Consider the following 13,395-nt stretch of genomic DNA (forward strand, 5'->3'; position numbering starts at 1 on the left):
CACCCGGCCGTCCGGCGGATCGACGGCTCATAGATCCACGTACCGGTCCTCCCAGTTCCGCCGCGCCTGCAGCGCCTCGAACCCTTTCTCCGTCACCTGGTAGAAGTTGGTTCGCCTGTCGATCTCCCCCTTTTCGACGTAGCCCTTCTTCACCAGCGTATCGAGGTTCGGATACAGCCGTCCGTGGGTGATCTCGTCCATCACCGTCTCGAGCTCAGTCTTGATCTCCTGGCCAGACGGGTCCGATTCGCCGACGACCACGTAGAGGAGGTCTCGCTGAAAGCTGGTCAGCTCGAAAAGGGGGTCTGTCATGAGGTGTCTGTGGGCCCCCCAAGAGTTTCGTTATGGACGGGTGAACGGGAACGCCCGGGGACGAAGGGCGACCATAGTCAGAGACCAACGCCCCACGCGCGCCCCGCCGTCCGGGTCGGGCGCCGATATGGACGTGATAACAATTTAAGTGAGGCGTCACGTGTCTGCTATCCGCCCGTCCCCGTCGAGAGAGGGGGCGAAAGCCGCTGTCCGATCACGACACAACCCTATGAACTCGACGGAGGAACTCACCAAAGACGAAGTGTTCGAGGTACTGAGCAGTTCACGACGACGGCAGATCCTGTATCACCTGCACCGCCGCGGGGGGAGCGCCGACCTCCGGGCCCTGGCCCGTGACACGGCGACGGAAGAGACCGGCGGGACGGACGAACCCGTCGACAGCGACGTCGTGAAGCGGTTCTACATCTCGCTGTACCAGACGCACATCCCGAAGCTGGAGCAGGTCGGGCTCGTGCAGTACGACGGCGACGAGAAGACCGTCACCCTCACCGACCGAGTCGAGGACGTCGCTCGCGTGCTGAACGAGGACGTCGAGCCGGACCGCCAGTGGGCGGTGTACTACGGCGCGCTCGCCTTGATGGGCGTGGCGATCGGCGTCGCGCAGCTCCTGAGCACGGTGTCGGCGCTCCCGAGCCTCGTGTTCGCCGGCTCCGTCATGTCCCTGGCGGCGTTCCAGTACTACGAGACGGCCGTCAAACGCGGGGAGTACACGTTTCTCGAACGGCTGGTAAGCGACTGATTCTTCGGTAGCTGGGGCGGGACGGAGGGACCGCGCGGCTACTCGAGGTACTGAACGCCGACGATGGCGACGATTCCGAGGACGCACAGCAGCGTCCAGCCTGCCGCCGGAACGGCCGCGAAGGCGCCGACCCCGAGCGTCCCGAGCCCGACGACGGCGACGACGACGGCGGCGATCGCGGGCGCGAGCCAGTCACGGTCGGGGGCCGGTTCCTCGTCGTCGTCTGTGTCGACGGGGTCCATGTACGCTAACAGCTGCGATACCGAGTCCTGCAGTTCGATCGTTCCGCGGTTCTTGTCGTACTCGACGACTCCCAGCGTGTCCATCTTCGGGAGGTGGCACTGGTAGAGGCCGATGTACACCCGCTTCCGCTGGTCGGACGAGAGCTCCCGGACGGTGATGTCGTTCTCCTCGGCAGCGATGTGCTCGGCCACGTCGTTCAGCTCTGCATACCCGTCGTTCGCTCGGAGGTATTGGATGATGCTGCGCCGGCGGCTGTTCTTGAGGAGATCGAAGATCTCGCCCTTCTCGAGCTCCGACCCGTTCGACCGGGATGACTTCCCGATCTCATCCAGGTTCGACACGTCGTCGGCCGATTCCCCGGGACTGGTCCCCATCTGTTCCCCGCTAAGTGACCCCGAATTTCCCGCACTCATGGAACCACCGACACGGCACACAACCTTAGATATAATGAAGTTAAGGCGTTCTAACAATTTGGGAATGAATCGAATCGGGGGACGCGGCGGTCCGCCGTCGACCGTCGACGCGATCGGGGTCGACACCTCGGTTTCGCGACTAATCACCCCGTTTGCCGGCCGATTTGCGCACTCGATCGCGCGGTCCGGCGACCGGCGATTCCGTTAGCAGACGTATACTCTTCCTCCGGCCTCGCCTGATGGCTACAATGACATACCGTGTCGCCATAATCGGGACTGGGCAGGACCCAGAAACACGCGATAGAGACGGGTTCGCGATGGCCTACCGCCACGCGGCCGGGTACCAGCGGCTCGACTCGTGTTCGCTCGTCGCCTGCGCGGACATTATCCCGGAGAACGCGGAGGCGTTCGCCGAGCACCACGGCCTCGACGCCGTCTATGAAGACCACGAGGCCATGCTCGAGGAGGTCGAGCCCGACATCGTGAGCGTCTGCGTGCCGCCCGCGGTCCACGCCGGCCTCGTCGTCGACTGCGCGGGCGCGCCGTCCGTCGACGCGGTCCACTGCGAGAAGCCCATGGCGACGTCGTGGGGCGACTGCCGACGCATGGTCGAGGTCTGCGACCGAGAGGGCGTCCAGCTGACGATCGACCACCAGCGCCGGCTGGCCGAGCCGGTCGTGCGGGCGAAGGAGCTGCTCGACGACGGAGAGATCGGCGAGCTCGAACGGCTCGAGTGGTCCGAGGTGAACCTCTTCGACGCCGGCTCTCACCTGTTCGACCTCTGTGACCTCTTCGTGGACGGCGCGCGTGCGGAGTGGGCGCTCGCGGCGATCGACTGTTCGCACGAGAACCGGTGGTTCGGCGCCCTCAACGAGACGCGGTCGATCGCCCAGTGGCGGTACGCTGACGGCACCATGGGCGTCGCGTCGACGGCGGAGGAGGGAGCGACCAGCGTCGACGCCTACCTCCGGCTCGTCGGCGAGGACGGCGCCATCGAGATCCAGGCGGACGACGGGACGGCGCTCCGGATCCGGACCGACGGGAAGTGGCGGACCGTCGACACGGACGAGAACGTGTACGGGCCCACGCCGGGGCTCGCCCGCGCGGCCCTCAGCAAAGTCACCGGGGCCCTCCCCGGCGTGACGTGGCCCGCGGACCCGCCGACCCACTACGAGAAGGCGATCGAGCACCTCGTCGACGCGCTGTCGACCGACACGGAGCCGGCGTTCTCCGGGCGGCGCGTCCTCCGCGGCACCGAACTGGTGTTCGCGAGCTGGGAGTCCGCGCGGCGACGGGGACGCGTCCATCTCCCGCTGGACATCACGGGGAATCCGCTCGAAGAGATGTACGAAGCCGAACAGCTCGGCGGGATGGACGACTGGCCGGACGAGCCGTAGCTCGGCGCTGTCTGTCGGTTCGTCGCGGCAGCGATGTGCCGCCGACACGTGTCTGGAACCGGGACAGTCATCGCAGATCGAATATATCACAAACCAAATACTTATTGCCGGTAATGGGTGATTAACGGCCGCAATGGCACACAAGCTGGCACACAGGCTGCAGTCGGCGGGGGACGGATCCCCTGACACGGGTCGCAACGACTCCGGATCCACCGGCCTCACGCGCCGGGGGTACACGCGTCTCAGCGGGGCGGCGCTCGCGTCGCTCGCGGCGCTCGCCGGTCGGACGAACGGGGTCGTCGCGGCGTCGACGGACGACGCCGACGGCTCGGAGCGTCGGATCCGGATCCGCGGGTCGGGCACCCCGTCCACGTACGAGGTGACCGTCGGCGGGGAGCTGGTCGCCGACGAGGAAACGAGCGGAGTCGCCGGTCACGTCTCCGGGTCCACGGCCGAGGGCGCGGTCACGGGCGACGACCGCGGATACCGGTTTCGCGGCGAGCTCCACGACGTCACCGTCGACGGCGACGCCGAGGTCTCGCTCGACGGAGAGCCGTTCGGGCGGTAGCCGGGCGGCGTGAGAGCGGGGCGAGTCCGCCCCGTCGGTAGGGGCCGGCTCGCCCGATACCCCATCCATTACTACCCCCGACCGACTGGTCCCTGAACACATGTGGCCTTGGGAGCACGTGCTGTTCGCTTACGTGTGTTACTCGACGTACGTCCACGGCAGGTATCGGTCGCGACCGGGGGAGCTCCCCACGGCCGCGCTCGCGTTCGGCGCCGTGCTCCCGGACCTGATCGACAAGCCGCTGGCGTGGGAGTTCAACGTGTTCGCGACGGGGTACGCGGCGGCCCACTCGGTGTTTCTCGGCGTTCCGGCGGCGTTCGCGGTGTACGCGCTCGCCGAGCGCCGACACGCGGGAGCGGTCGGGGGCGCCTTCCTGACGGGGTACGTGCTCCACCTCGTCGGCGACGTGCTGCCGGCGTCGCTGTCTCGCGGGGAGCTGGTGCTGTTTCCGGTCCTGTGGCCGATCGCCGACTACGTGCCGCTGCCCGACCGCGGCTCCTTCGTCGACGGCGTCTACGGGCTGTTGACCGAGTACGTCGCGCGGCTGCTCACGCTGGAACTCAGCCCGGTCATCGCGCTCCAACTCGGCTCGGTGCTGTTCGGGACCGCGCTGTGGCTGGCCGACGGCCGCCCCGGCCTCTCGCTGGTCACCGGGACGGTCCGGCGCGCGTTCAGGCGGATTCGGACCTGAGACTGATTCGGACCTGAGGCGGTCGTCCCGCCCGCGTCGGCGGCGGGGCGGTCGGACGACCCCTCGCGGTCAGTCGATCCGGTCGAGCGTCGCCCGACCGCGGTAGACCGCCGCCTCGGGGTCGGACGGGTCGTCGTCCTCGAACACGAGCCAGTCGACGCCGGTCTCCCGGGCGGCCCGGAGCACTCGGTCGAGGTCGAGGAGCCCCTCGCCGGGCGTGACCGACCGGAACGCCGGCGGGAAGCGACGCGTTCGCTCCACGTCGGCGACGTGGATCAGCGACAGGCGGTCGCCGAGCAGCTCGAACACGTCGACCGGGTCGTACCCGCCGGCGGCGGCCCACCCCACGTCGACCTCGAACGTGAGGTCGTCGGTCTGGGACGCGAGCCGCGCGAGCCCGGTCGTCTCCACGGTCCGGTCCGGCCCGCGGACCGTCAGGTCGGCCGCCTCGGCCACCCGTTCCCAGAGGAACCCCGGAGACGGGAGGCCGGCGGGGAAGCCGAGCCCGAACCGGTCGAGCAGCGGGAGGAACGGGTGCCTGGAGGTGTGATACGACAGCCGGAGCCCGTGGCTGCCGAGCCGGCCCGCGAGGCCGTCGAGCCGGCGCGCGAGCGCGTCGACGTGCGTCGTCGTCCGGAAGTAGCCGGCGCCGAGGTGCGGGATGACGACGTGGTCGCAGCCGACGCGGCGACAGCGGTCGGCGATGGACTCCAGGTCGCCCTCCAGCGCGAGCAGGTCGGCGTGCGCGGCCACGGGCTCGACGCCCGTCTCGTCGAGGGCCTCCCGGACCGCGTACGGGTCCGCTTCGAGGAACGCGCCGGCGAACTCCACCCCCTCGAAGCCGGCGGTGGCCACCCGCCGGATCGTCTCCGGGAGGGGCTCGTCGATGTCTCGGAGGGTGTGCAGCTGTATCGCCGATCGCGGACGCGACTCCGTCGCCCGTTCGGCCGCTTCCGACTGGCTCATTGTCCGGTGTCCGCTCCGTCCCCCTGAAGTAATGCGTACCGTAGAGGCCGATCCGATTTCCTACCTCGTGCTCTCGCACCTCTCCTCTCCGCGACGGCTCCGTTCCGGCCGGCCCCTCAGTCCGAGTCGGCGACAACCACGCCGATGGACCAGTGGTCGTTCGTGAACAGTTCGGGATGGCTCACGTTGCCGTCGACCATGCAGAGCCAGCGCCCGTCGACGCACCACGGGTCGACGTGGTGCATCCGCCCGGAGTTCCACCCGACCCGCGCGCCGGTCCCCTCCAGGACCGGCGACTCCGTGAGTTCCTCGTCCGCGTAGGTCTCCGGCCCCAGCGCCGTGATCTCGAACGCGCGGACGGCCTCGCCGTACCGCCCTTCGCAGTCCTGGAAGAAGACGACGACGCCGTCGGACCCGACGACCGGACGCCCGCCCGGCCGGAACGCGGTGGGACGCCCCGTGACGACGGGATTCCCCTCGTGCGGTTCCCAGTCGTCGGCGACGAGCGAGTCGCTGTGGTAGACTCGGAACCCTGCCACCTCGTCGTCGCCGACGAGCAGCCACCAGCGGTCGCGCCACCGGAAGACGACCGTGTCGTCCGTGTGGTGATCCGCCGACACGAGCGTCGCCCGAGGCTCCCAGCCGCCGGGGAAGTCGGTCGCCTCGTAGAGCCGGATCGCTCGCCCGTCCGACCCGCCCTCCTCGGGCACCATGTAGCGGGTTCCCTCCCACTCGAACACGTAGGGGAACGAGAGGTGCTCGTCGGACCGGAGCACGACCCGATCGTACTCCCAGCGGAGCCCGTCGGGGCTCGTCGCGTGGGCGATCACGGCGTCCGGGTCTCGGGAGGTGTTGCACACCTCGAAAAACAGGTGCCAGCAGTCCGCTCCGGGGAAGAGAAACGGGTCGGCGACGAAGTCGACGGCGCCGAAGTCAGTCACGTCCTCCGCGACCAACACCGGGTTCTCTCCCGTTCCCGTGTACGCCGTCGGCTCGGGGAGCTCCCGCCGGCCGCCGTCCGGAACGGTGTGGTTGTCGCGAACCGGCGGGTGCACCTCGGTCCTCGCCGGTTCCGCGCCGTTCAGCGCCCGAGAGAGCAGCCTCGGAACTCGGTGGTTGACGATCTTGCCGGCCCACCACGCGGTCCGGACGACAACCGGCCGGCGTTTGATCGCGGAGAGTATGCGAGACATCGCCATACGCCAAAACATGTCGTTGAGATGTATAGTTAGTTCCGCGGTTAACTCATCAAGCGACCTCTGTAAAACTCATCGAGCAACCCCTGAAACGACGGAAAAAGCGGCCTATTACTCCCTTATCGCCGAATTCAACGACTATCGGTCGCCCGGGTCGAACGGTCGCGGCGCCGCCGGCCGTCGGCGGCATTCCGATAGATGTCGGTCAGCGCCGCCGCCGCTCGCGCCCAGCGCTGCGACCGCGCGTGCCGGTGGTTCGCTCGCCCGATCGACTCGAGGTCCGGATGATCGTACGCCCGCCGGAGGGTCTCCGCGAGGCCGTCGGCGTCGCTCGGGTCGTAGAGGAGCTCGTTCTCCGGCGGGACCGTTTCCGGGAGACAGCCGATCGCGGGCGCCATCACCGGGCGGCCGTACGAGAGCCCGAGGTGCGCCGTCCCCGAGTTGAGTATCCTGCGGTACGGTAACGCGAGGACGTCGGCGGCGTTCAGGAAGTACTGGATCCGCTCGTCCGGGACGAATTCGAGTCGGGTCTCGACCCGCGGGTCGCCCCGTGCGAGCGCCGCGACCTGGGCCTCGGTCCGGTCGTCGTGCGGGTTCCCGACCAGCCACAGCTCCGCGTCCGGCGCGTCGAGGGCGGCGAACGCCTCGACGAGGTCCGGGACTCCCTTGTACTCGCGGATCAGCCCGAAGAAGAGGACCACGAAGGCGTCGTCGTCGATCCCGAGGTCGCGCCGCGCCGCCTCGCGGGACACGTCGTTCTCGTACGCGGCGACGAAGCTCCCGTCGGGGACCACGTCCATCTCGTCGGCCTCCGGGACGCGATACGCCGCGGCGACCGCGTCGGCAGCGGCGCCGCACTTGACCGTGACCGCGTCGGCGACGGCGAACACGGACTCGTTGACGACCCGCTCTGTGCGGGGGTACAGCCCCTCGTGGTGGCGCTCGTTGTGGACGGTCCGGACGACGCCGACGTCGAGCAGCGAGACGAGCGCGAGGTCGACGAGGAACGCGGCCGCCCGCAGGAACGAGACCAGGGCGTTCGCGGGACCGAACCCCGTTCCGGTCGTCACGTAGTAGTCGTAGATCCAGTCGAGCTGCATCGCGTCGGCGTCCCGGTTCGCGAGGACCGCGCGCGTGAGCGGGAAGAACAGCGGGAGGGGCGGCGTCCGGACGTCGACGCCGGCCTCGCGGAGGGCGTCCGCGAGCAGCGTCATGTACGCGTTCTCCGGGTACCAGCTCCCGCTCATCAACAGCAGCGTGAGGTCGTCGTCGGTCATCGGCTCCGGGACCGACCGCGTGGTTCCTCGACAGACGCCCCGCCGGTGCTGAACTGCGACGCGCGTCGGTCGCTCCGTGGGTGTGTCACGACGTGTCGGCGCAGGACGCGCGCCCGGATAAGTAAACGTGGGATACCGCATTCCGTCCCGAAACGGTCGTCGCGGTCCGGTCGCGTCCGGGCGTTACAAGCGGCATAACAATCCCCTCGTCGCCCGGCATTTGGGGCATGAACCGTTCTAGGAAAGGCGCCGCACGCCCCGGGCCGTCCGGGCGTGGCAGTCCATGAAGGACCGCCTTCGAGAACTCGTCGAGCGTGCCATCCCAACGGGCTCCGTCGTCCAGCGAACCGTCAAAAGCGGGATCTGGGTGACGGCGACGAAGATGGCGATCCGACTTTCGCAGATCCTGATGCTGATCATCCTCGCGCGGCTGCTCGATCCGCGCGACTTCGGGTTGATGGGCATCGCCCTGCTCGTGCTCGCCGCAACGAAGAGTTTCACCGAAATCGGGATCAACGCCGCCCTCATTCAGGACAAAAAGGAGAACGTCGACGAGTACCTCAACACGACGTGGTCGCTGGAGGCCGCGCGCGGCGCCCTCCTCTTCGGCGTGCTGATCGTCGCGGCGCCGTACATCGCCGGCGTCTTCGACGAGCCCGGCGCGACGAACCTCATCCGAGTGCTCGGCCTGAGCCCGCTGCTGTACGGGATTCGCAACCCCGGCGTGGTCTACTTCAAAAAGGAGCTCTCCTTCCACAAGCAGTTCGTCTTCGAGTCGGTCGGATCGCTCGTGCAGTTCGCGGTCGGCGTCGGCTACGCGCTGTACTCGCCGACCGTCTGGGCGCTCGTGTTCGCGACCGTCAGCAGGTCGGCGTTCAAGTCCGTCTTCTCGTACGTCCTCCACGACTACCGGCCGCGGCCGAGCTTCGAGCTGGCTGTCGCGCGGCGCCTCATCAGCTACGGGAAGTGGATCACCGGCGCGTCGATCATCAGCTTCGTGTACGGCCAGGGGGACGACGCGTTCGTCGGGTGGTTCCTCTCCGCGACCGCCCTCGGGTTCTACCAGTACGCGTACCGGATCGGGGACATGCCCGCGTCCGAGGTCTCCGGGGTCATCTCGGAGATCACGTTCCCGGCGTACTCCAAGCTTCAGGACGACCTCGACGAACTCCGCGGGGCGCTGCTTCAGACGACCCGCCTGACCGCGTTCGTCGCGTTTCCGCTGTCGTTCGGTATCGCCGCCGTGGCACCGAGTTTCGTTCCCGCTATCCTCGGCGACGAGTGGCGCCCGATGATCACGGCGATGCAGCTGCTCGCGATGTACGGGTTGTTGCACGCGATCACCCGGAACTTCGGCGCCATCTGGAAGGCGCTCAACCGTCCGGACCTCGTCGTCAAGACCGGGCTGCTCCGGGTGGGGTGTATCGCCGTCCTCATCTGGCCCGCGACGGCGCGGTGGGGGATCGAGGGGACCGCGCTGGTCGTCGTCGGGGTGTACGTCTTCCCGATGCTCCCGGTGGACGTGTACCTCTCGTCGCGGATGGTCAAGGCCCGACAGAGGCAGCTGTACGCCGAGTACCTCTACCCGTTCATCGCCGCCTCGATCATGTTCCTCAGCCTGTCGTACGCGGCGTTCGTAACGGACCTGACTCCGCTCGTCGAGTTCCTCGTGCTGGTTCCGTCGGGCGCGGTAGTGTACTTCGCCGTCGCGTATCTGCTCGAACGGCAGTTCGACTGGGGGATCGAGCGGAACCTGCGGATGATAAGCGACGGGCTCCGGGGCTGACGCGGTCGCGGTGCGTGCGGGAGTCGACCCGCTCCCGCTACGCGCCGTCTTCCGTCTCCGCCAACACGTCTTCGACGACCGACAGGGTCCGCTCCGCCTCGCGCACTCGGTCCTCGATGACGCCGCGCTCCAGCAGGTCCAGCTCCGCGTCGTCGAGCGCGTCGCGCACCGCGGCCGCGCGCCGGAGCCGCTCGTACTCCTCGCCGCGGGCGAGCTCGCGGACCGACCGGAGCGTCGCCACCGTCTCGTCGTCGGCGACCCGCGAGACGAGGGGGATCAGCTCGTCGATCTCGTAGGCCAGCTCGTCGCCCCCCGCCGGCGGCCAGTCGAGCGTCAGCGGCTCGGGGTCGAGCCGTTCGACGTAGGTGCGGTGGACCGCGACCGCGGTCCGGAGGGCGCCGGGATCGTCGACGTAGTGCTCCAGCTTCGAGTTCGAGTAGTCGGCGTACTCCAAGAGGGTCGGTAGCGGCTCCTCGCCCGCCTCGTACTCGTCGACGTACTCGCGCAGGTCGGTCGGTGGCACGTCCGCGTCGACGAACGGGGTGCCGTCGGCGCGGTCGAGGAAGGCGAAGACCTCCCGGGCCGACGCCGACTTGTAGAACTCGCGGAACGCCCCGCGAACCGCGTCGTTGTACGACTCGATCGGCCCGCGGAGCCGGTCCACGTCGGCGTCGAGGTCCGCGTCGGCCATGTCGGCGACCTCGCGCAGCCCCTCGAGGCGGGCGTCGAGCGCCTTGCGCGCGTCCCGCGCGGCCTTGCGCGCGGCCCGGTAGTCGTCGACCGCCTCGTCGCGGTCGGCGAGCAGGTCGACGTACTCGCCGGCCGGCTCCAGCGCCTCGCGGGCGGCGGCGAAGTCCGACTCCGAGAGCCGGCGCTTGTCGACCGCCGCGTCGGCGGCGGCGAAGGCGTCGGCCGCGAGCGCGTCGTCGCCGACGTCGACGGCCTCGCCGAACTGCCCCCGGAACTGGACGTAGGAGCCGAAGTCGCCGGTGCCGACCGCGTCCTCCTCGTACTGGTCGAGCACTCGGTGCGCCCGGCGGTACGCGTCGGCGGCGGCCTCGATCCGGTCCCGTCCGAGGTCGGCGATCCGCCCCTCGATGCGGGCGAGCTCGTCGTAGCGCTCGCGCAGCGTCGCGGCCGCCTCGCCCGCCTCGCGGACGGGATCGCCCTCGTCAGCGCCGGCCGTCGCTCCCGCGCCGCTCATTCAGTACACCTCGTCCGGGTCGAAGACGCGTTCGCCGACGTGCTCGCCGTCGATCGTGCGGTGGAAACACGAGCGGTGGCCGGTGTGACACGCCCCCACGTTCTGGTCGACGAGGTACAGCAGGGTGTCGGCGTCGCAGTCGACGCGCACCTCGCGGACCTCCTGGGTGTGCCCCGAGGAGCCGCCCTTGTGCCACAGCTCGTCGCGTGACCGCGAGTAGTAGTGCGCCTCGCCGGTCTCGCGAGTCCGTTCGAGCGCCGCCGGCGAGACGTACGCGAGCATCAGCACCTCGCCCGAGTCGGCGTCCTGCGCGACCGCCGGGACGAGCCCGTCCTCGCCGAAGTCGACCTCGATCGCTCCCTCTCCCGCGTCGGCGTCGGTCATGTCTCGCCGGACGCGTGGGGCTCGAATAGGCCTTTTGTCTGTCCCCACTCGTCACCGGCTCCTACCCGCGCCGCAACACCAGCGCGTCGCCGTCGGCGTACGCGTCGGCGCGGCGGTCGACGACCTCGAACCCCAGCCCCTCGTACAGCGACAGCGCGGCGTCGTTGTCGGGGTGCGCCTGCAGCGTCACAGGGCCCGTCGCGTCGCCGACGGCGGCCGAGAGCAGCCCGCGGGCGCGACCCTCTCGGCGGTAGTCGGGGTCGACAACGAGTTCGGCGAGGTGGACGCCGGGGCGGTTCGGCGCGTCGACCGGGAGCAGGTAGCCGACCGGTCGCCCGTCGGCGACGCTGACGAGCGCGGAGCCGACCGCGAGCCCGTACTCCAACAGGTCCGGGTTGGGCTGTCGGAGGTGGTCCTGTAGCTCCCGGATCCGGTCGGCGTCGGCCGGCCGGGCGGCGCGGACTCGGGGATCGGCGGCGGGGCGGTCCCCGGTGGGTCCGCCGTCGCCGCCACGGTCCCCGGGCGACCCCCCCGTCATCTCACGCCCCCACCCCGAGCGCGGTGGCGGCGACGGCGACGGAGACGGCGACGGTCGCGCCCGACAGCGTCGCGAGGAAGTTCACCGCCTGATTCCCGATCCGCTCGCCCTCGATCAGCGCGCCGAGGATGCTGTCGACGGTCATCCCCACGACGCCGGCGAGGACGACGATTCCCCCGCCGACGACCGGGTCCCCGATCGGCATCCCGAACGCGGCGAGCCCGGCGACGAGGAGCGCCCCCGCGAGCCCCGCCAGCTCGCCCTGCCAGGTCACCGCGCCGTCGGTCCCGGGCTCGACGCGGCGCAGGGTCGTCACCAGCCGGGGGCCGTCGTAGAGGCCGCCGATCTCCGAGGAGAGGGTGTCCGCCATCGCGGTGGCGGTCGCCCCCGCGAAGGCGAACCCGAACAGCGCGCCCGGCACGCCGACGCGGGCGGTCGCCGCGTAGCCGACGACGGCGACGAGCGCGACCGCGGAGTTCGCCAGCACGTTCCCGGTGCCGCGGGCGCCCTCGTTCTCCTGTGCGACGCCCCGGTTCGCCTTCTCGTCGAAGCGGTACTTCGAGGCCAGCCCGCCGATCGCGTAAAAGGAGATGAGCGTGGCGAACCAGCCGACGCCGCCGAGGACGACGGCCAGCAGCGCGGACAACACCCCGGTCAGCATGCCGGGGACGGAGGCCGTGCCGATCGCGAACGAGACGTAGCCCAGCGCGCCGGTCACCGCCAGCCCGAACGCGACGAGCGGGACGGTGACGGACGGCTCCACCGCGACGAACCCCCAGACGGCGAACGCGACGAGGACCATCGTGATGTGCGCGTCCCGGTCGAACACGAGCGACCTGACGAGCGCCGCCGCGAGCGCCGCCACGGCCGCGAGGAAGACGACTCCGGGGAGGGCGTCGACGAGGCCCGACCCGCCGGTCTGGAGCAGCACGCCGACCTGACCGGCGACGGCGCCGAGCGTCCCGCCGGCGACGTAGCCCGCCACGAGGGGGAACTCGTCGGTGGCGCGTCCCGCGACGACCGCGCGGCCGAGGCGACCGCAGCCGACCGCGAGCGCCGCCGCGGCGAACGCCTCGTACGGGAGCGGGGCGCGGGGGAGGGAGGCGAACAGCGCGAGGCCGGCGGCCGCGAGCGCGAACGCGACGAACCCGTAGAGGCGCTCCTCCTCCCGATCGCCGGGCAGCGCGAGCGTCTCGAACCACTCGCCGTCGCGGACCCCGAAGAAGGCGAGGCCGGCAGCGGCGAGAAACGGCACCGCGGCGGCGTCGCCGAGCGCCGGCGCGAGGACGGCGACCGCGGCCGTCACGGCGAAGACGCTCGCCCGTCGAAGCCTCCGTTTCACACCCTCGGCTACCCGGGACGCGCACTTAACGGTCCCGACAGCGGCCCGTCGCCGTCGGCGGACCCTCGCCGCTGGCGCGCGGCCGCTCGGCGTCTCAGTAGCGGTACTCGTTGAACTGCACTGCGTGCCCCTCGATCACGCGGACGGCCCGCTCAGGGTCCTCCTCGTCGTCGCCAGTCCGGCCCTCGTGTGAGGTAGCCTCTCCCATACGCCGACGGAAGCAACTCTCCAATATAATTGTTCGCCACGCGGCGGAAGTGGTCTCCCGGCGGTCGGCGTTCCCGCCGATCGACCATCCTGACGTGTTCCCGCCGTTCG

General features: G+C 70.0%; 14 protein-coding genes. 5 read left to right on the forward strand and 9 right to left on the reverse strand.

Annotated elements, in window-relative coordinates:
• Nucleotides 1-27 precede the first annotated feature (27 nt).
• On the reverse strand, nt 28-312 hold the full coding sequence (locus C468_RS05985) for a PadR family transcriptional regulator (RefSeq protein ID WP_008847981.1): 285 nt from the start codon (nt 310-312) through the stop codon (nt 28-30).
• Between the two features lie 229 nt (nt 313-541).
• Between C468_RS05985 and C468_RS05990 the strand changes: the two genes are divergently transcribed.
• Nucleotides 542-1,072 carry a DUF7344 domain-containing protein gene (locus C468_RS05990; protein WP_008847982.1) on the forward strand — a complete coding sequence of 177 codons (531 nt, stop codon included), beginning with the start codon at nt 542-544 and terminating at the stop codon, nt 1,070-1,072.
• Between the two features lie 38 nt (nt 1,073-1,110).
• Here the strand turns inward: C468_RS05990 and C468_RS05995 are convergent, their stop codons facing one another.
• The gene (locus C468_RS05995; protein ID WP_008847983.1) at nt 1,111-1,689 is read right to left on the reverse strand and encodes a DUF7344 domain-containing protein; all 579 of its coding nucleotides are present in this window, start codon (nt 1,687-1,689) and stop codon (nt 1,111-1,113) included.
• Nucleotides 1,690-1,976: 287 nt separating this feature from the next.
• Between C468_RS05995 and C468_RS06000 the strand changes: the two genes are divergently transcribed.
• From C468_RS06000 to C468_RS06010, 3 genes are all read left to right on the forward strand, one after another.
• Complete coding sequence (locus tag C468_RS06000; RefSeq protein WP_049912101.1) at nt 1,977-3,125, forward strand: Gfo/Idh/MocA family protein; 1,149 nt, start codon at nt 1,977-1,979, stop codon at nt 3,123-3,125.
• 133 nt (nt 3,126-3,258) lie between these two features.
• Nucleotides 3,259-3,693, forward strand: a complete 435-nt coding sequence (locus C468_RS06005) for a hypothetical protein (RefSeq protein ID WP_008847985.1) — start codon at nt 3,259-3,261, stop codon at nt 3,691-3,693.
• 100 nt (nt 3,694-3,793) lie between these two features.
• On the forward strand, nt 3,794-4,384 hold the full coding sequence (locus C468_RS06010; RefSeq protein WP_008847986.1) for a metal-dependent hydrolase: 591 nt from the start codon (nt 3,794-3,796) through the stop codon (nt 4,382-4,384).
• Nucleotides 4,385-4,453: 69 nt separating this feature from the next.
• Here C468_RS06010 and C468_RS06015 read toward each other — a convergent pair whose 3' ends face one another.
• From C468_RS06015 to C468_RS06025, 3 genes are all read right to left on the reverse strand, one after another.
• A complete protein-coding gene (locus C468_RS06015; protein WP_008847987.1) occupies nt 4,454-5,350 on the reverse strand; it encodes a sugar phosphate isomerase/epimerase family protein in 897 nt (298 codons plus the stop codon).
• A gap of 116 nt (nt 5,351-5,466) precedes the next feature.
• Nucleotides 5,467-6,543, reverse strand: a complete 1,077-nt coding sequence (locus C468_RS06020) for a glucosamine inositolphosphorylceramide transferase family protein (RefSeq protein WP_049912112.1) — start codon at nt 6,541-6,543, stop codon at nt 5,467-5,469.
• A 134-nt stretch (nt 6,544-6,677) separates the two neighbouring features.
• Nucleotides 6,678-7,823 carry a glycosyltransferase family 4 protein gene (locus C468_RS06025; protein WP_008847989.1) on the reverse strand — a complete coding sequence of 382 codons (1,146 nt, stop codon included), beginning with the start codon at nt 7,821-7,823 and terminating at the stop codon, nt 6,678-6,680.
• A 283-nt stretch (nt 7,824-8,106) separates the two neighbouring features.
• On the opposite strand from C468_RS06025, the gene C468_RS06030 reads away from it, so the two are divergent.
• Complete coding sequence (locus C468_RS06030) at nt 8,107-9,609, forward strand: lipopolysaccharide biosynthesis protein (RefSeq protein WP_008847990.1); 1,503 nt, start codon at nt 8,107-8,109, stop codon at nt 9,607-9,609.
• Nucleotides 9,610-9,646: 37 nt separating this feature from the next.
• Here the strand turns inward: C468_RS06030 and C468_RS06035 are convergent, their stop codons facing one another.
• The 4 genes from C468_RS06035 to C468_RS06050 all read right to left on the reverse strand — a co-directional run bounded on the left by C468_RS06035 (nt 9,647) and on the right by C468_RS06050 (nt 13,077).
• A complete protein-coding gene (locus tag C468_RS06035) occupies nt 9,647-10,813 on the reverse strand; it encodes a DUF7118 family protein (RefSeq protein ID WP_008847991.1) in 1,167 nt (388 codons plus the stop codon).
• Nucleotides 10,814-11,197, reverse strand: a complete 384-nt coding sequence (gene hisI, locus C468_RS06040) for a phosphoribosyl-AMP cyclohydrolase (RefSeq protein WP_008847992.1) — start codon at nt 11,195-11,197, stop codon at nt 10,814-10,816.
• 61 nt (nt 11,198-11,258) lie between these two features.
• Nucleotides 11,259-11,735 carry a GNAT family N-acetyltransferase gene (locus tag C468_RS06045; RefSeq protein ID WP_008847993.1) on the reverse strand — a complete coding sequence of 159 codons (477 nt, stop codon included), beginning with the start codon at nt 11,733-11,735 and terminating at the stop codon, nt 11,259-11,261.
• A gap of 1 nt (nt 11,736) precedes the next feature.
• Nucleotides 11,737-13,077 (reverse strand): DUF92 domain-containing protein, encoded by a 1,341-nt coding sequence (locus C468_RS06050; RefSeq protein ID WP_008847994.1) that lies wholly within the window; start codon nt 13,075-13,077, stop codon nt 11,737-11,739.
• Between the last annotated feature and the right edge of the window lie 318 nt (nt 13,078-13,395).

The sequence above is a fragment of the Halorubrum kocurii JCM 14978 genome (genome assembly GCF_000337355.1).
GTDB lineage: Archaea > Halobacteriota > Halobacteria > Halobacteriales > Haloferacaceae > Halorubrum > Halorubrum kocurii.